A 17620-nucleotide genomic window follows, 5' to 3' on the forward strand; every position below is an offset into this window, starting at 1 on the left:
GGTGGGTGGGCCATCCGCCATCAAGGCGACTTCGAGGCCGGTGCGCGCCGCAGCGAGCGCAGCAGCTCCAGCGCCTGTGCGGTCGGCTCCTGCGACTGGCCATTGGCCAGCACGGTGAAGGCCACGCGCAGTTCGTTCATGCCCAGCACGCCCTGGGTCAGGTGCTTGTAGCCGCCCGGCTCGGGGGCGCGGTCGGTGGCCGAAAAGTAGTAGCCCGTCTTGCCCGAGGCGCTCAGGTCCTTGAGCGGCAGCTCGGCTTCGACGGCCCTGGGCTTGGCCTGGGTCGCGCCCGACTGGACCTGCGCCCGCAGCTCATCGGCCGTGGGGGCCTTGGCGGAGCTGCCTGCGGGCCAGATGGGCGTGAGGATCATCTGCAGGGCCGTGGCATCGGGGCCGCTGATGGCGACCGAGGGCGGTAGCTCGGCATGGGGGCGGCGCACCTGGGCGCGCCATTGGGCGGGCAGGTCGATGACGAGGTCGTCGCGCCCGGGCAGCGGAACGCGCAGTTCTTCGGCAAGAACGGGCAGGCACAGGGCGAAGGTGAGCAGCGTGAGGGCAGTGCGGAGCATGGAGCGGTGGAACGGAGTGAGTGAGGTGGTGGCTTACTTGCGGCTGGTGAAGACGGCGTCATACGACTGCGTGCTGAAGCCCGCCACCCGCTGGCCATTGGTGAGCAGCACCGGCACGCCACGGGCCCCGAGCTGCGCAAAGGCGGCCTTGCCGGTGGGCGTGTCCACGTCGAACTCCCGGTACGCGATGCCCTTGCCTCCCAGGTAGGCCTTGGCGGCCTTGCAGTAGCCGCACCAGGTGGCCATGTAGAGCGTGACCTCGCCCCGGGGCTGGGCCGCCTTCTGGGCTTCTGCAGGCCCCTGGCCGGGCGTGGCGGGCGGCAGCGGGTTGCCGGGGACCACGCTGACGGGCAGGCTCTCGAGCTTCAGGGTCTTTTGCACCGCGCCGGACGCGGGCGGCTGGTCGCTGTAGACGACCTTTCCACTTGCATCCACGGATTTGTAGAGCGTCTGGGCATGCGCCGTGCCTGTGAGCGCGGCCGCAATCAGGGCGAGGATCATGCTGCAGCGCAGGGTGTGCATGGGGGCTCCGGGTAAAATCGGTTATCCCGGGAGCATAAGAGACTTCTGCCGCCCCGAGGCCCGCTGGGGCAAGGCCTCACCCGTATGGGCCATCCTTGCCGTCCGGCATGCAGCTTTTCGATGCCCGTTGCGGGCTTTTTCGGGGGCGTCTTGCCCCCGTTTCGCTGTCTTTTCTCGACCCTCTGTTTCCCTGCCCCATGGCCCGCATTGTTTTCGACCTCCCCACGCACTTCGGCTTTGCCACCGAGCTGCAGATCTACATCAGCCACGTCAACCAGGGCGGGCACCTGGACAATGCGCAACTGCTGACCCTGGTGTCCGAGGCGCGCGTGCGCTTCTTCCAGTCGCTCGGTTACCCCGAGGCGGATGTGGGCGGCCTGTCCACCGTGGTGGGCGACATCGTGGCCCAGTACAAGTCCGAAGGCTTCCATGGCGAGACCATGTGCGTGGAGATGGCGCCCGAGGACCTCAACCGCTACGGCTTCGACCTCGTCTTTCGCATGACCGAGAAAACCACGGGGCGTGAAGTGGCGCGCGGCAAGGTCGGCATCGTCTTCATCGGCCGCAGCGACCGCAAGGTGGCGCCCATCCCTGAATCCATCCGCCAACTGCTGCTGGCGCGCGCAGCGACCGACGCAGTCGGCGTTTAAGCGCGTATCCTGTCGCCCAGTGCCATGAACCAACTCCAACTCTTTCTCCCCTGCGCCGCCGGTGTCGAGGGCTACCTCGCCGACGAGGTGCACGCCATCACCGGCCTCACGGGCCAGGACCTGCTCATGGGCCGGGGCGGCGTGCTGCTGCGCGCCTCGTGGCGCCAGGCGCTGCTGCTCAACCTGCACAGCCGGCTGGCGCAGCGCGTGCTGGTGCAACTGGCGCACCGGCCCTACCGCTCCGAGAACGACCTCTACGGCATCGCCAGCGAGGTGGCCTGGGAAATCTGGTTCACCACGCGCCAGACTTTCAAGGTCGAGGTCACGGCCCAGCACAGCCCGCTGCAGAGCCTGAACTTTGCCGGCCTGCGCGTGAAGGACGCGGTGGCCGACCGTTTTCGCGCCAAGTCCGGCGTGCGCCCCGACGTGAACACGCAGTGGCCCGACGTGCGCATCCACCTGCACCTGACCACCGAAGAGGCCACGGTCTACATCGACACCTCGGGCGAGCCGCTGTTCAAGCGCGGCTGGCGCGAGGACAAGGGCGACGCCCCGCTCAAGGAAACCCTGGCCGCCGCCATGATCGCCGCCAGCGGCTGGGACCCGCTCGGTGATGCGCCCGTGCCGCTGTACGACCCCTGCTGCGGCAGCGGCACCATCGCCATCGAGGCCGCGCAGATCGCCTGCCGTATCCCGGCCGGCATGCTGCGCCGATTTGCGTTTGAAAAGCTGCTGCCCTTCCAGGGCCATGTGTGGTCGGCCATCCAGGCCGAGGCCGAGAGCGCCATCCAGGCGAGCCCCGTGCCCATCTTCGGCAGCGACGTGGCCCACCGAATGGTCGATTTTGCCGAGCGCAATGCCGAGCGCGCGGGCGTGGCCGACGCCGTGCAGTTGCGCGGTGGCGACGCATTGCAGCGCATGCCGCCGAGCGAACAGCCGGGCCTGATGCTGCTCAACCCGCCCTACGGCGAGCGCATTGCCGCCGCCGGCTCCGCCGGCCAGAACGCCAATGAGCGCGCGGCCGAGCGGGCCCTGGGCGCCAGCGTGGGCCGCGAGGCCGCGCACACCGACGACGGCGGCGAGTTCTTCAGCCAGCTGGCCACCCACTGGAAGAAGAACTATGCGGGCTGGACGGCCTGGATGCTGACCCCCGACCTCAAGCTGCCCGGCAAGATGCGCCTGAAGGAGTCGCGCCGCGTGCCCATGTGGAACGGCCCCATCGAGTGCCGCATGTTCCGCTTCGACATGGTCAAGGGATCGGTGCGCACCAAGCCATCGTCCGATACGCCACCGGCCGGCCCGCGCGATGCGGGTTGAGTTGGCGCTGCCGGCCCAGGCGCCGGCGGGTGAACCCGTGCGCCCTGTGGTCGTCGACACCAACGTCGCGCTGGACTTGCTGATCTTCTCGGACCCGGCCACCGTGCCGCTGCGCCAACTGCTCGCCGAAGGGCGCCTGGCCTGGATCGCCACGCAGGTCATGCGCGACGAACTCGAGCGCGTGCTGGCCTACCCGCACATCGTCGGCCGCATGGACTACTACCGTGTGGACGCGGCGCAGGTGCTGGCTGCCTTCGACGCCCAGGCCCGCCTGGTGGCGATTGCCCCGCGCGTGGCCTACGTCTGCAAGGACACCGACGACCAGAAGTTCATCGACCTGGCCGCCGCGCACCGCGCCATCCTGTTGAGCAAGGACAAGGCCGTGATCTGCATGCGCAAGCGCCTGCTGACGCTGGACGCTCACGTGGCGACAGCGCTGGTGTGGGAGGTGGCGGCCGAACCCGCCAGCGCTGGCGCCTGATATTCCCGTCAGCGGTCGAAGCTGAAATCGCCCGCCGCGTGCACCTGCCACGCGCCCTCGCCCTTGAGCTCCAGCACATGGGTGTGGTGCTTGAGCACGGCCGGGCGGTGGGCAATGCTGATCAGCGTGGTGCCGTTGGCGCGCAGGCGCTCGTAAAGCGCCGCCTCGTTGGCGCTGTCGAGGGCGCTGGTGGCTTCGTCCAGGATCACGATGCGCGGCGCACGCGCCAGCACCCGGGCAAAGGCCAGGCGCTGCTGCTCGCCGATGGACAGCTGCTTTTCCCAGTCGTGCGAGGCGTCGAGCCCGCCCACGCGTTCGGCCAGCGATTCGAGCTGCACTTCCTGCAACAGCTCCAGCAAGCGTTCGTCCGCCAGGTCGGTCTCCTTCATGGGGTAGATGATCTGGCTGCGCAGCGTACCCATCTGCATGTACGGGCGCTGGGGCAGAAAGAACACGTCCTCCATCGGCGGGTGCTGTACGGCACCGCTGCCGGTGCGCCACAGGCCTGCAATGGCCCGCAGCAGCGAGCTTTTGCCGCAGCCGCTGGGGCCGGTGATCAGCAGGGCATCGCCGGTTTGCAGCTGCAGTGACAGGTCCTGCACCAGCAGGCGGCCGAACTGCGGGGTGTAGAGGGTGAGCCCCTCGATGGCCATGGCCTCGCCAATGCGCGAGGAGATCTGCGGCGCGGGTTCTGCAGGGGGATCCTGCGGACTGTCGGTGCGCGGTGCGGCGGCAGGTTCGGCCCAGGGGGTGGGTGCTGCAGGGGTCTTGAGGACCATCTGCGACAGCGCATGCAGCCGGTCGATGCCGGCCACGAAGCGGCTCAGGCTCTCGAAGTTGTCCACGATGAGCGACACCGCGCCCAGCACCGCAGCAAAGGCGCCCGCCGCCTGGATCGCGCGCCCCACCTCGAGTTCGCCCGAAAGCACGCCATTGGCCAGGATGATGCTCGGCAGCACCAGCGTGAGCTGGCTGAACGAGCGCTGGAACAGGTTGAGCGAACGCTGCTTCTTGATGAGCCGCGCATAGTTGGTGAAGGCCGCCTCGAAGCGGTGGTCGATCTGCGCACGCTCCTGCGGCTCGCCGCGGTAGAAGGCGATGGACTCGGCGTTCTCGCGCAGCCGCATCAGCCCGAAGCGGAAGTCCGCCTCGCGCCGGATCTGCCAGAAATTGAGCCGGATCAGCGGTGCGCCAAACAGGTACAGCGCGCCGAAGGTTCCCAGCAGTGCATACACCGCCAGAAAGGCCACCAGCACCTTGGAAATGGACCACAGCACCGCGCTGAAGGCCACGAGCTGCATCAGCGAGCCCAGAAAGATCAGCAGGAAGTGCGTGGACCGGCCGGTGAAGGTGTTGATGTCTTCGCTGATGCGCTGGTCGGGGTTGTCGATGTCGCTGCCGGTACCGAGTTCGTAGTACTTGCGCTCACCCAGGTAGCCATCCAGAAAGCGGTGCGTGAGCCAGCGCCGCCAGTGGTTGGAAAACGCGTCGCGCATGTAGTAGTAGAAGGCGTACACCGGCACCGCGAAGGCCAGCACGATGAGGCTGGCGCGCACCGCGTCCCAAAAGCGATCGGCCTGCTTGGCCGCCAGGGCCGAGGTCATCTCGCCGGTCTTGTCGATCAGCATCACGGCCAGCTGTGTCTCGCAGACCATCAGGCCGATGAGCAGCGCGAGCAGGCCCCAGGCGGTTCTTTTTTTCTCGCCCATCCAGTAGGGGCGGGCCACGCTCATGAACTGCTTCCATGCCGAGAGCGATAGGGTGGGAGGGCGGCGGCGACGGGGCTTCTTCGCGGCCGGCGGCGGCGATGCGGGAGCGGGTGGTGCTGAAAGGGTGGCGGCAGGAGTAGACATTGGGCAGAGGCAAAAGGAGGCAAACGGGAGCACCGCCTGCACGATAGGCGGGCGCCCGATCTGCCGCTGTCAGCCAATGCCTACAGCCCGCTAAGGACGGGCCCGCTTTGCGCGCAGCCCATGCCCACGCGCATGGTTCAAGGCCGCAGCAGGTCGTAGGCCGCGCGCACGCGCTGCATGTCGCGGCCGAGCTTGCGGTTCTGCGGCAGGTGCTGCATCCAGCCCATGCGCCCGATGCTGGTGGCCAGCATGGCCTGCAGCTCCGGGCTGCCTGACGCGATCCAGGCGGTCCACATCGCGCGGGCGTCGTCGAGCGCGCCCACCAGGCGCAGGTAGATGGCCGTGGAGTGCGCGTAGCACAGCGCATCGCGCGCGTGGCATACCGGCAGCGGCAGCACGGCAGCCGGGTCGTCCTCGAAATCGATGTAGCCCACCACGCGATCGGGGCAGCGCACCAGGTTGCGCGCGAACGCCTGGCTCAGGCAGGTGCCGCTGGCGTGCACCTGCGCAATGGCCACCAGGCCCTGCTGCCACAGCGCCAGCACGGCGGCGGGCCCGGCGGACACGGCATGGTCGATTTCATTGCCCAACGAGGGCGTTTGCTGCGCGGGCCGCCCCAGGTGGCGCATCAAGAAGCCATCCTCCTGCGCCGCCAGCACGGTGGGCACGCGCAGGCCGCGCGCCTGCAGGTCGCGCAGGCGCCGTACCTCGGTGGCGATGGCTTCGCGCCCGCCCCGGTTGGGCACCGGGCGCAGCACTTCCAGCCGCAGCACCGCAGCCATTGCCGCCATGGCACGGTAGCGGCCTGGGCCGTGGGGTGCACCGGCCTTCTTGAGCCATACCTGCTCCTCGCCGAGCCGGTAGCTGGCCACGTTGAACTGCTGCTGCACGAGCTGCTGGCGCAGATAGGCCGCGTAATCGACGGTGTTGCTGCCGGGGTTGCTGTCAGGGACCTTGCCTGCCTCCATCGTCATACGGCGGCGTTGGCGGGCAGATCGCTGACGGCGGCCACGGCCGCGTGGGCCACTTCCACATGGTGGGGCACCGACGGTTCCAGCGCCGGTTCGCTGGCGGCAAAGCTGTGCGCGCTGGACAGCGGCCAGTACAGGCGGAACACGTTGTGCTGCGCCTCCAGCGGGCCCAGCAAGGCGCCGGGCTGCATGCGCGTGATCAGGTTGGACAGAAGACGTACCTCGGTATCGCTGATGCGGCGCACGATGTGGTGGGCTGTGATGTCCTTGGGGTGCTGCAGGCCGGCGGCCTGCACCAGCTCCTGCAGCGCATGCAGGGTACTGTGGTGGAACTGCGCCACGCGCGAGGCCTTGTCGGGCACCACCAGGGCCTGCTGGCGCTGCGCGTCCTGCGTGGTCACGCCGGTGGGGCAATGGCCGGTGTGGCAGCTTTGCGCCTGGATGCAGCCCAGCGCCATCATGAAGCCGCGCCCGGCGTTGCACCAGTCGGCACCCAGCGCCATCATGCGCGCGATGTCGAAGGCGGTGATCACCTTGCCAGCGCAGCCGATGCGCACGCGCTCGCGCAGGTTCACGCCCACCAGCGTGTTGTGCACCAGCAGCAGGCCCTCCTGCAGCGGCGCGCCCACATGGTCGCTGAACTCCACGGGGGCTGCGCCCGTGCCGCCCTCGGCCCCGTCCACCACGATGAAGTCGGGCGTGATGCCCGTGACCAGCATGGCCTTGACGATGGCAAACCACTCCCAGGGATGGCCCAGGCAGAATTTGAAACCCGTGGGCTTGCCGCCCGAGAGCTCGCGCAGGCGGGCAATGAACTGCATCATCTCCACCGGGCTCGCGAACGCGCTGTGGCGCGAGGGCGAGATGCAGTCCTTGCCCACGGGCACGCCGCGTGCGGCCGCGATCTCGATGGTGACCTTGGCCGCGGGCAGCACCCCACCGTGCCCGGGCTTGGCGCCCTGGCTCAGCTTGAGCTCGATCATCTTCACCTGCGGGTCCTGCGCATTCGTGGCAAAGCGCTCGGGGCTGAAGCTGCCATCGTCGTTGCGGCAGCCGAAGTAGCCCGAACCGATTTCCCAGATCAGGTCGCCTCCGTGCACGCGGTGGTGCTGCGAGATGGAGCCTTCGCCCGTGTCGTGGGCAAAGCCACCCAACTGCGCGCCCTTGTTCAGCGCCAGCACCGCGTTGGCCGACAGCGCGCCAAAGCTCATGGCCGAGATGTTGAACACGCTGGCGTGGTAGGGCTGGGTGCACGGCGACACGGAGGGCGAGGGCGCATCGGGGCTGCCGCCGATCCATACGCGAAAGTCGCTCGACGTGAGGTGCGAAGGCGCCATGGAGTGGTTCACCCACTCGTAGCCGCGTGCGCCCACGTCCAGGTGCGTGCCGAAGGGCCGGTTGTCGGGCTCGCCCTTGGCGCGCTGGTAGACCAGGGAGCGCTGGGCGCGCGAGAAGGGGGCGGCCTCGCTGTCGCTCTCGATGAAGTACTGGCGCACCTCGGGGCGCACGTATTCGAGCATGAATCGGATGTGCCCGATGACCGGGTAGTTGCGCAGGATGGCATGGCGCGTCTGGCGCAGGTCGTACACGCCCACGGCCACCAGCGCCCCCAGCGCTCCCACGGCCAGCACCAGCGCCAGGCCCGGGCCGAAGGCCACGAGGGCGCAGAGCGCCGCCAGCAGGCCCAGCACGCACAGTGCAAAGGCCGTGTAGCGCACCGGGTACAGGGAGTTGAGTTGGTGGATCATCGGGTGTCCTGGTTCTTTTGCGGGCGAAGCGGGAGGGCTACACTGGCCGCCTTTGCGCGGGTGGCGTTGCCGCCCACCGCACTGTGCCCGGGTGTTGCGCTCGGGCGCAGGCCTTGCGCATCATAAAAGTAAAACTTTGCTTCCAGCAGCCGCACCACGGAGCCCCGCCATGACCGACCCCATTGAAAAGCCCGAAACCGATCCCGAAACCGCTGCCTTGGCCCCGGCCCTGGGCCCTGACGAGCTCGAAGAGATCGACAACCTCCTTGACGACCTGCGCACGCGCGGCGACGAGATTCCCCAGTGGGAGTTCTGCGATGGCTTCATGACCGCCGTCATCTGCAACCGCCGCCCCATCGCGCCGGCCGAGTACCTGCCCATGCTGCTGGGCGATGGCGCCGAGCTCGAAGTGGCCGAGGGCGAGCCCCTGCCGCTGCTGCCGGCGTTTGCCGACGCAGCGCAGCAGGCGCGGTTCCTGGAGTTGTGGACACGCCGCTGGGACGAGGTGGTGCGCCAGCTCGATGCCAAGGTCGACCGCCTGGACGACGATCAGACCTTCCAGCCCGAGGCCATGGACATGCGCGGCGCGGTGGCCAGCCTGACCGAAGAGCAGCGCGCCGAGATGGACTCGGACGAGCAGGACATCCCCTCGTTCGGCCAGGTCTGGGCGCTGGGTTTCATGTTCGCGGTGGAAAACTGGCCCGAGGACTGGGCGGCCCCGCGCGACAAGGAGGCCGCCCAATGGCTCAACGACGCGCTGGACAGCATCGTCGCCCTGACCGAGGACGACACCGGCAAGCCCGAAGTCTGCATGTTCGACGAGAACGGCCCGCCCAGCACCAGCCAGGCCCGGGTAGAGGCCTTCGGCGAGGCCATCTGGGCCGTGTACGACCTGCGCCAGATTTGGAAGAGCATGGGCCCGCGCGTGGAAACCATCCGCAAGGCGCCCGAGCCTGGCCGCAACGACCCCTGCCACTGCGGCAGCGGCAAGAAGTACAAGAAGTGCCACGGCGCCAACTGAGCGGCGGTTGAGCCCTTGTCCTGCGGCGCACGCGGTTGCGGTGCGCCGTTTCCACGGGCGCGGCGCCCGTGGGTGTGTTTCCTGCTTCCTCTATCCTGTCCCCGTTGACCGAGCGCGCCTGCGGCGTGCGCCTGTCCCATGAACGCCTCCACCCTGTCCCGCCTGCGCGCCGAATGGGCGCCGGTCAGCATTCCGCGCGAACTGCTGGCCGGTGCCGTTGCCACCTTTGCACTGATCCCCGAGGTCATCGCCTTTTCCTTTGTCGCGGGGGTGAACCCGTCGGTGGGGCTCTTTGCCTCGTTCGTCATCAGCCTGGTGATCGCCTTCGTGGGCGGGCGCCCGGCCATGGTCTCGGCGGCGGCTGGCTCCGTTGCCCTGGTGGCGGCGCCGCTGGTGCAGTCGCATGGGCTGCAGTACCTTTTGGCTGCAGGCATTCTGGCAGGCCTGGTGCAACTGGCCTTCGGGCTGCTGCGCCTGGGGGTGCTGGTGCGATTCGTTTCCAGCTCGGTGCGCACCGGCTTCGTGAACGCCCTGGCCATCCTGATCTTCTCGGCCCAACTGCCGCACCTTGCCGGCGCGGGTACGGCCACCTGGGCCATGCTGGGCCTGGGGCTGGCCATCATCTACGGACTGCCTGCGCTGGGCCAGCGCCTGGGCTGGCGCGCGCTCACGGCCATCCCTTCGCCGCTGATCTGCGTGGTGGCACTCACGCTCGTGGCCTCTGGCATGGGCCTGCCGCTGCCCACCGTGGCCGACCTGGGCCAGTTGCCCGATTCCCTGCCCCTGTTCGGCCTGCCCGAGGTGCCGCTGGCGTTCGACACGCTGCGCATCATTGCGCTGCCCGCGCTGGCCATCGCCATGGTGGGCCTGCTGGAATCGGTGCTGACCGCTGCCGTGGTAGACGAGATGACGGATACGCCGAGCTCCAAGAACCGCGAATGCGCCGGCCTGGGCGTGGCCAACGTGGCAGCCAGCCTGTTCGGCGGCATTGCCGGCTGCGGCATGATCGGCCAAGCGGTGGGCAACGTGAAATACGGCGGGCGCGGGCGACTGTCCACGCTGTTCGCCGGCGTGTTCCTGCTGATCCTCATGGTGGTGCTCAAGCCGTGGGTGTCGCAGGTGCCGGTGATCGCCCTGGTGGCCATCATGGTCATGGTGTCGGCTTCCACCTTCGACTGGAAGTCGCTCGGCACCTTGGTGCGCCACCCGCGCATGTCCAGCGCCGTGGTGCTGGCCACAGTGGCCATGACCCTCTCCACGCACAACCTGGCAGCCGGCGTGGCGGTGGGGGTGCTGCTCAGCGGCGTGTTCTTTGCCTTCAAGGTGGCGCGCATGCTGCAGGTGCGCGCAACGGATGATGAAGCCAGCGGCCTGCGCACCTGGCAGGTCACGGGCCAGGTGTTCTTTGCCTCGGCCGATGCCTTCATCGACGCCTTCGACATCCTGGGCGCCGAAGGCCGGCCCGTGTGCATCGACGTCTCGGGCGCGCATTTCTGGGACGTCACCGCCGTGGCTGCGCTCGACAAGGTGGTGCAGCGCCTGCAGCACCATGGCTGCACGGTGCAGGTGCTGGGGCTCAACCAGGCCAGCGCGGTGCTGATCGACCGGATGGGTTCGGCGCCGCGCAGCGGCTGAGGTCGGGCTGCTGCCGCAGCCTGCGCTGGCTTACTTCTTTTCCTGCGCGAGGAATTTGGCCAGGTTGCCCGCCGCCGTGCTGCGCACCTTGCGCTTGAGCGAGGGCGACCAGCCCAGCAGCAGCCCGGGAGTGCCCAGGGCCTGGCGCGACCAGCGCCAGAAATTGAAACGGTCGCGGTGCGTGGCGATCAGCCCTTCGGGCGTGAAGGTGAACGTGCCGTCGATGATGTTGTGCACCTTGCGCCCCGTGGCGCTGAAAAGGTAGTGTGCCTCCCAGTGGGCGCGTCCGCCCTTGTCATCGGCCTCGATGCCGCTCGATTCGAGCTTCCAGTGCTCGGCGCCGTTCTTGCGCGTGGCGGTGGCAAGCATGCGCCACATGCCGCCGATCTGCTCGCGGCCCTTGAGCGAGAAGGCCTCGTCGTCGAAGCTGGCGTCGGGCGCGTAGCAGGCCTGCATGGTGGCATGGTCGAGCTGGCCGAAGGCGGTGTAAAAGCGCTGCAGGGTCTGGGCGTTGGGGTGCATGGAGGCTCCGGTAGGGGCAATGCGGGCTCTGGAGCCCGGGCGGAGGATGCTACACCGGCGCTGTGCAGGCCCGCTGGCGCCTGGGCGACGCGCTTGCCGCGTCAACCCAGGTAGTGGTGCAGCCGCTGCAGCGCGTGCGCCACGGTGGCATGGCGCACCGCGGCGCGATCGCCTGGGAATTGCTGCAGTTCGGTGTGCACGGCGCCACCCACGGCCCAGCCGAACCACACCGTGCCGACGGGCTTGGCCGGGCTGCCGCCCGTGGGCCCGGCCACGCCGGTGACGGCCACTGCCACCTGCGCGCGCGAATGCGCCACCGCGCCTGCGGCCATGGCGCGGGCCACTGGCTCGCTCACGGCGCCGTGGGCGTCGATCAGTGCGGGCGGCACGCCCAGCAGCTCGGCCTTGGCCTCGTTGGAGTAGCTCACGAAGCCGCGTTCGAACCACTGGCTCGACCCGGAGAGGTCGGTGCAGGCCGCAGCGATCATGCCGCCTGTGCAGCTCTCGGCCGTGGCCAGCATCTGCCCGCGCGCGAGCAGTTGGGCCGCGATGTCGGCCAGCAGCCGGGCCTGGTTTGCCGGGTCGCTCATGCCCAGAACCTCCACAGCGCAATCACCAGCAGCGTGCAGAAGGCGGCAACGAAGTCGTCCCACAGGATGCCCCAGCCACCGCGCCAGCCAAAGCCCTTGAACAGGCTGTCGGCCCAGGCCACGGGGCCGGGCTTGGCGGCATCGAAGAAGCGGAACAGCGCAAACGCAGCGAGTTGCCCCCACCAGCCCATGGGCATGGCCAGCCACAGCACCAGCCAGAAGGCCACCACTTCGTCCCAGACGATGTTGCCGGGATCAGCGATGCCCAGGTTGCGCGCGGCTACCGTGCACGCCCACCAGCCGACCACGGTACTGGCGGCGATCAGCAGGCCCATGGCAAGGGGGCTCAGCCACTGCTGCAGCGCCAGGAAGGCGAGCCAGGCCCAGAGCGTGCCCACGGTGCCGGGGGCGATGCGCGAGAGCCCTGCGCCAAAGCCCAGCGCAATGCAGTGGGCCGGGTGCGAGAGCATGAAGGCCGCCGTGGCGCGGCGCGTCGCAGACGGAGTGTTGGGGGATGTCGGATCCATGGTGGGGGCTGTCACTGGCGCTCCTGCAGCTGGAGTTCCTTGGCGTAGCGGATCGTGTGCTCGGCGCTGAACTGCGCCGTGGCGCCCGCCGCCAAGGGCTGCTGCCATGCCACGGTGCCCGGTGTGCGGTTGAAGGCCATCTCGGCGGGCTGCGGCTGGTAGCGCGACTCGACCTCGATCTTCTCGTTGCGCGAGACGGGGGCCGCATGCAGCACCTGCAGCGTGATGCCGCTCCGGTGGCGGTTTTCCACGCTGTAGGCGCGGCGGGTGCGGCGCTCGGTGCGCGAGCCCGTGAAGCCCGCGGCGCTGGTCAGGTCCTGCGGCGCCTCGGCGCGCACGGTGACCAGGTCATCCTTGCCGAACGACAGGCTGGTGCTGCCCGCAGGTGCGGTGCTGGGCGCGCCGAAGTCCAGCCGCCCGGTGCCCACGAAGGCGCCGTCGCGGTACAGCCCCACGGCGCCTGCAGGCCACACGCCGGGCGGCGTGGCGACTTCGGCCACCAGGTAAGCGACATCCTCCACCGCCGGCGCGGTGCGCGTGAGCAGCGTGGCCGCTGCGCTGTGGTTGCCCAGCGCCAGGGTCACGCGCTGGCCGCTGGAGGGCACGGTGATGCGCTGGGGCACGGCGAACTCGGTGGCAAAGCCCCTGTCGGTGGTGCTCACGTCGAAGCTGGGCATGGCCTCTTCGGCCATGGACCGCTCCCGAGCCACAGGGGCGGGAGGCGCGGCAGGGGCCATGGCCATCGCCGGAGCCGCCATGGTCATGGGCTGCGGTGGCGGCGCCACATCCAGCGTCCACGGGCGCGGCAGGCGGCCCTGGGTGGCGCGTCCCGGCTGGCCGGTGGAGAGCACGAGCTGCACATTGCTCCAGTCCTCGCCGCTGTTCTGTGCGACCAGGGCCTGGCGTTCCAGCAGCACGGTGGCCTTGGCCGGGTCCAGCGTGGCGCGGTAGGTGGGCTGCCAGCCGGGGCCGCGCACCTGGTAGGACAGGCGCAGCTCGCCCTCGCGCTCGGCCGCGAGGTTGATGCTGACCGACACCACGCGCGCGCGCTGGCTGGCCACACGGTTGCGCTCGGCCACCAGGGGCTTCAAGGCCAGTTCCAGCGCCTCTTGCTTGCGCTGCAGCTGGTGCGTGCGGGCCAGTGCGTCCTGGCCCGACTTGCGCAGCACGTCGGCCATGGCCGTAATCTGCGCTGGCGTGGGGCTCTGTAGACGGCCGCCGGGCGTCTCGTCGCCAGTGCCTCGGCCGCCAGCCACACCCTTGAGGTAGCTGTCCACCAGGCCCAGCGCGCCGGATTCGGCCTTCACGCCAGCGATCTGGTCTTCCAGGTCGCGTATGCGGCCGTCCAGCGGGCTGGCGCATGCCGGGGCCACGTCGCGGTCTTCGGTGAGCACGTTGAATTCGCCCACGCGCACGCTGGCATCGGCACTGATCTGCAGGCTCTGCGCATCCAGGGAGGCCGGCAGGCAGCTGAAGGTGAAGCTGCGCGCACCCATCGCGACCTTGGCCACGCGCTCGACGGTGGCGGTGCCTGAATAGACGGTGACGCGGGCAATGCGCGAGTTGGCGCTGCTGTCCTGCGCGAGCGAGGTGCCCGCTGCGCACAGCAACAGGCTGGCGCAGACGGCGAGCCGGGTGGCGAAACCGATGGTAGGGGTCAAGGATGCCTCCTGGTGTGGTTCGGGGCGCGCCGAAGGCGGCAGCGCAGGAATCGTTTCAGCGTTTGTAGCGCAAATGCAGGCCGTCGTGCGGCGGCGCATGGGCGATCGGCGGCGCCAACCTGGGTGGATTCATGGGATTGTCACGCAACCTTCATACCCTCGAAAAGTCTTCCATTCTCACCCCCCAACAAACCATGAAGCATTTCGTTCCCCGCGCCCTGTCCCTCCTTGCCCTGGGAGTAGGTGTGATCGCCTGCGGCGGCTCCGACGACGGGTTCCAGTACCCCGGCGCCAACGGGACCAGCCTGCCCTACGAGGTGATGGGCCGGGTGGACAATGCCGAAAAGACCGAGCTGCGCAACGGCAGCTACGGCTCGTCCATGGCGCCGCACCCCACCCAGGAAGGGTACTTCTATGCCCTGAGCGACCGCGGCCCGAACGCCGCTACCGAGGCCACCCGCTCGCCGCCTAGCATCATCTTCGTCAAGCCGGACTACACCCCGCGCATCGGCCTGTTCAAGCTCACGTCTGAAGGCAAGGCCGAACTGGTGAGCACCATCCTGCTCAAGGACCCCAAGGGCCGCCCGATCACCGGCCTGCCCAACCGCCAATTCGGCGGCACCGGCGAGACGCCCTACAACCTGGACGGCAGCGTCGTGTCGCTGGACCCGGACGGCGATGGCATCAAGGGCTTCGATGAAAGCGGGCTCGATTCCGAAGGCCTGGTGGCGATGAAGGATGGCACGTTCTGGATCAGCGACGAGTACGGCCCGCACATCGTGCACTTCGACGCCACGGGCAAGGAGATCGAGCGCATCAACCCCTTTGCGGCCGACCCGCGCAACAAGGCCGGGCGCACCCTGCCGGCCGAGCTGTCCACGCGCTGGCCCAACCGGGGCATGGAAGGCCTGACCATCACGCCCGACGGCAAGACGCTGGTGGGCATGATGCAATCGAACCTCTACAACCCCACCAGCGCCGTTGGCAGCATCAACCTGGTTCGCCTCGTCACGGTGAACATCGAAACCGGTGCCACGGCGCAGTACCTGTACCGCCAGGATGCGGCGGGCCTGGCCAACTCCGAGATCGTGGCCCTCTCCGCCACCAGCTTCCTGGCGGTCGAGCGCGATACCAAGTTCTACGGCATCGACACCGGGGTGGTCCGCAAGAACATCTACAAGATCGACATCGGCCAGGCGACCAATGTGGACCGCTCCAGCACCGCCCTGCGCAGCGCCAACGCATCGCTCACGGTGAATGCCGCCAACGGCCTGCTGGTGGACGGCAAGACCCTGGAGCTGGTGGTCAAGGACGGCGGCACCGCCGACAACTACGCCGCCGGCTGGGCGCAACTGGCGGCGCTGGGCATCAAGCCCATCACCAAGGTGCTGGCGTATGACGCCATTGCCTCGCAGAAGTACCCGCACGACAAGCTCGAAGGCATGTGGGTCATCGACGCGAACCGGCTGGCCATCATCAACGATGCCGACTTCGTGATCGCCCCGGACAACCTGGGCGGCATCAAGCAGAAGTACCTGTACGACGGCAAGCCCGACAGCAATATGCTGTATGTGGTGAAGCCGATATCTCCGCTGTTCTGATCCTGCTCAGCGGGGGCCGTACACGGGCAGGGCCTGGCCGAGTTCATAGGCTCCTGCATCAGGGGCTCGGCCCTGGAAACCCTGGCTGATGTTGGGAATGGCCTGCCCTGCATCGACTGCGGCCGAGCCGGGTTGCAGGCGCAGGTCGGGCACGGTGTACAGCGTGATGGGCGAGCCAGGAAAAACGGGAACGGAGGCGAACGAGTCCATGCCCACCTGCACGGCGGCGCGCTCGGTGGTGCGGGCCCGCAGCTCGGCCAGGCTGGAAAAGCTGGTGGCGCCCCAGCGGCCGGTGAAGCTGCCCACGGTGGAACCATAGGCATCGAAGTCGAGGTCGGCGCTGGCGGCATCCAGGTCGGCAATCGACAGCACGCGCCCGGTGCCGCTGGAATAAGCGCCATAGGTACCACCCGGCCCGCCGATGAACAGGTTGTTGCGTGCATACAGCCGCCCCACCGTAGCGCCGGCATAGATGCCGAGTGCGTCGCCGTTCTTCACCACGGTGTTGTGCAGCAGCACGTCGCCGTAGCTGCTGCGGTACAGCTTGAAGGCCACGTGCACGGCGTTGTAGACGACATTGCGCACGAAGTAGGTGGGCCCGCCCAGGCCCGGCTGCGATGACAGCGCGATGAACACATTGGTCAACCGGTTGCGCATGATGCGGCAGTTGTGCATGCAGAAGTCGGCCTCCACGCCGTCGTCCGCAGCCTCCGAAAGGTCGTTGTTCAGGATGTCGATGCTGTACTGGTCCACCGCCTCTTCGTCTTCGAGCAGCGAGATGTTGTCGCGAAAACGCGCCACGCGGTTGTTCATGAGCACATGGCCGGGGCCCGTGATGACGATGCCCTCGCCCGCGTTGCCGCCCGATGCACCGAGGGCCGCTTCGGACCAGACCACCGTGCCGGTGACCGTGTTGTCGGCGATGTAGGCGTTCTCCGCGCGCGTGAAGGTGATGATGCCGTGCCCGCCCAGTGCCGCCGTGGCGTTGACGGTGCTGCGCGTCATGCTGAAGTCGTTGCTGCCGTTGAAGCGCACGCGGCCGTTCAGGGTCATCTCGGTCAGCATCACATGGCGCTGGTTGAAGACGTTGATCTCTCCTTCGACCACCGCGCCCGGGGTGCCCCGGATCACCAGCGGCCGTCCCGAAGCGCCGCTGCGCGCCACGCTGAAGCCGCTGTAGTGCCCGGCCCCCAGTTCCACGACCTCACCGGCATTCGCGCCGGCCAGCACGCTGGCAAGCGTGGCCGGCGTGGCGGGCTTGACCACCGCGCCAGGCGCAGGCGTGGGCACGCTGCGGGTCGTGGCCGTGGTCGTGCGCACGGTGCTGCCGCCATCGGGGTCGGTGAGTGTGAGCTCGATCTCGTAGGTGGTGCCGGGCACCACGTCGAAGATGCTGCCCGAATGGCGCAGCGGCCAGGTGCGGCCCTGGCCCGAGGTCTCATTGTGGATGCGGCGCAGCGGCATGCCGGTGAGCCAGGCGCTGCTGCCCTGCGCACGGTAGCGCACTCCGACCACCGCATTGCGGTTGGCATCGCCCGTGAAGTCCCATTCCACCGTGATGTTCTCCAGCGTGGGGAAGGGCGTGGTGACGGCGCCGGGCACGCTCGCGTCCGCCGCGCTGGCAGGGCCCACCAGGCCGCCCGCGCCCAGCAGCTCCAGCCCCGGCCGGGTCAGGCTCACCCGGGGGTAGGTGGCAGTGCCGATCACCACCTGCGGCAGGCGCAGCACACTGCCCGTGGTCAGGTACTGCAGCTCAGTGCCCACGGCTGGGTCGTCCACGCGCAGTTGGCCCGGGTCGAGCAGGCGCACCACCACGTCGCGGTAGCGGTCGCCCGCGTCGAGCTGCAGTGTAGGCAGGCGCAGCGTGGCGGTCGCGGGCTCGAAGGTCGCCGTGTCGGCGGCCAGGGCGACCCCTTGCATGCAGACCAGGAGGGTCGCCACAAGCCGTGACA

16 protein-coding genes are annotated in these 17620 nt (G+C 68.8%); 6 read left to right on the forward strand and 10 right to left on the reverse strand.

Going from position 1 to position 17620, the window contains the following annotated elements:
* Positions 1–20: 20 nt before the first annotated feature.
* Both ASE28_RS22160 and ASE28_RS22165 read right to left on the reverse strand, forming a co-directional pair.
* Entirely contained in the window at positions 21–569 is a 549-nt protein-coding gene (locus ASE28_RS22160) for a hypothetical protein (protein WP_057203890.1), read from the reverse strand.
* A 33-nt stretch (positions 570–602) separates the two neighbouring features.
* Positions 603–1091 carry a glutaredoxin domain-containing protein gene (locus tag ASE28_RS22165; RefSeq protein ID WP_057268507.1) on the reverse strand — a complete coding sequence of 163 codons (489 nt, stop codon included), beginning with the start codon at positions 1089–1091 and terminating at the stop codon, positions 603–605.
* A 197-nt stretch (positions 1092–1288) separates the two neighbouring features.
* Between ASE28_RS22165 and ASE28_RS22170 the strand changes: the two genes are divergently transcribed.
* The 3 genes from ASE28_RS22170 to ASE28_RS22180 are packed head-to-tail and all read left to right on the forward strand — an operon-like array spanning position 1289 to position 3539.
* Positions 1289–1741, forward strand: a complete 453-nt coding sequence (locus tag ASE28_RS22170) for a thioesterase family protein (RefSeq protein ID WP_057203892.1) — start codon at positions 1289–1291, stop codon at positions 1739–1741.
* Positions 1742–1765: 24 nt separating this feature from the next.
* Positions 1766–3058 carry a class I SAM-dependent RNA methyltransferase gene (locus tag ASE28_RS22175; protein ID WP_057203893.1) on the forward strand — a complete coding sequence of 431 codons (1293 nt, stop codon included), beginning with the start codon at positions 1766–1768 and terminating at the stop codon, positions 3056–3058.
* Positions 3048–3539: a putative toxin-antitoxin system toxin component, PIN family gene (locus ASE28_RS22180; protein ID WP_057203894.1), complete on the forward strand. Its 492-nt coding sequence runs from the start codon at positions 3048–3050 to the stop codon at positions 3537–3539. Before ASE28_RS22175 ends, ASE28_RS22180 begins: the two co-directional genes overlap by 11 nt.
* 8 nt (positions 3540–3547) lie before the next feature.
* Here ASE28_RS22180 and ASE28_RS22185 read toward each other — a convergent pair whose 3' ends face one another.
* The 3 genes from ASE28_RS22185 to ASE28_RS22195 form a co-directional block, all read right to left on the reverse strand.
* A complete protein-coding gene (locus ASE28_RS22185) occupies positions 3548–5272 on the reverse strand; it encodes an ABC transporter ATP-binding protein/permease (RefSeq protein ID WP_057203895.1) in 1725 nt (574 codons plus the stop codon).
* A gap of 257 nt (positions 5273–5529) precedes the next feature.
* Positions 5530–6366 (reverse strand): hypothetical protein, encoded by an 837-nt coding sequence (locus tag ASE28_RS22190; protein WP_057268508.1) that lies wholly within the window; start codon positions 6364–6366, stop codon positions 5530–5532.
* The gene (locus tag ASE28_RS22195; protein WP_057268509.1) at positions 6363–8111 is read right to left on the reverse strand and encodes an FMN-binding glutamate synthase family protein; all 1749 of its coding nucleotides are present in this window, start codon (positions 8109–8111) and stop codon (positions 6363–6365) included. The genes ASE28_RS22190 and ASE28_RS22195 overlap by 4 nt, the downstream gene beginning before the upstream one ends.
* A 169-nt stretch (positions 8112–8280) precedes the next feature.
* Here ASE28_RS22195 and ASE28_RS22200 point away from each other — a divergent pair, with 169 nt between their 5' ends.
* Both ASE28_RS22200 and ASE28_RS22205 read left to right on the forward strand, forming a co-directional pair.
* Entirely contained in the window at positions 8281–9132 is an 852-nt protein-coding gene (locus ASE28_RS22200) for a YecA family protein (RefSeq protein WP_057203898.1), read from the forward strand.
* A gap of 138 nt (positions 9133–9270) precedes the next feature.
* Entirely contained in the window at positions 9271–10767 is a 1497-nt protein-coding gene (locus tag ASE28_RS22205; RefSeq protein ID WP_057268510.1) for a SulP family inorganic anion transporter, read from the forward strand.
* A gap of 30 nt (positions 10768–10797) precedes the next feature.
* Here ASE28_RS22205 and ASE28_RS22210 read toward each other — a convergent pair whose 3' ends face one another.
* From ASE28_RS22210 to ASE28_RS22225, 4 genes are all read right to left on the reverse strand, one after another.
* A complete protein-coding gene (locus tag ASE28_RS22210) occupies positions 10798–11289 on the reverse strand; it encodes a nuclear transport factor 2 family protein (RefSeq protein ID WP_057268511.1) in 492 nt (163 codons plus the stop codon).
* Positions 11290–11390: 101 nt separating this feature from the next.
* Positions 11391–11879 (reverse strand): CinA family protein, encoded by a 489-nt coding sequence (locus ASE28_RS22215; protein ID WP_057268512.1) that lies wholly within the window; start codon positions 11877–11879, stop codon positions 11391–11393.
* A complete protein-coding gene (locus tag ASE28_RS22220; protein WP_057268513.1) occupies positions 11876–12406 on the reverse strand; it encodes a phosphatidylglycerophosphatase A in 531 nt (176 codons plus the stop codon). The genes ASE28_RS22215 and ASE28_RS22220 overlap by 4 nt, the downstream gene beginning before the upstream one ends.
* 11 nt (positions 12407–12417) lie before the next feature.
* Positions 12418–14166 (reverse strand): DUF4139 domain-containing protein, encoded by a 1749-nt coding sequence (locus ASE28_RS22225; protein WP_369818258.1) that lies wholly within the window; start codon positions 14164–14166, stop codon positions 12418–12420.
* 95 nt (positions 14167–14261) lie between these two features.
* Here ASE28_RS22225 and ASE28_RS22230 point away from each other — a divergent pair, with 95 nt between their 5' ends.
* Positions 14262–15668: an esterase-like activity of phytase family protein gene (locus tag ASE28_RS22230; RefSeq protein WP_057268515.1), complete on the forward strand. Its 1407-nt coding sequence runs from the start codon at positions 14262–14264 to the stop codon at positions 15666–15668.
* Positions 15669–15674: 6 nt separating this feature from the next.
* Here ASE28_RS22230 and ASE28_RS22235 read toward each other — a convergent pair whose 3' ends face one another.
* Complete coding sequence (locus ASE28_RS22235; protein ID WP_235516192.1) at positions 15675–17588, reverse strand: right-handed parallel beta-helix repeat-containing protein; 1914 nt, start codon at positions 17586–17588, stop codon at positions 15675–15677.
* Between the last annotated feature and the right edge of the window lie 32 nt (positions 17589–17620).

Origin of the sequence: Acidovorax sp. Root219 (assembly GCF_001428665.1) — a bacterium.
GTDB lineage: Bacteria > Pseudomonadota > Gammaproteobacteria > Burkholderiales > Burkholderiaceae_C > Acidovorax.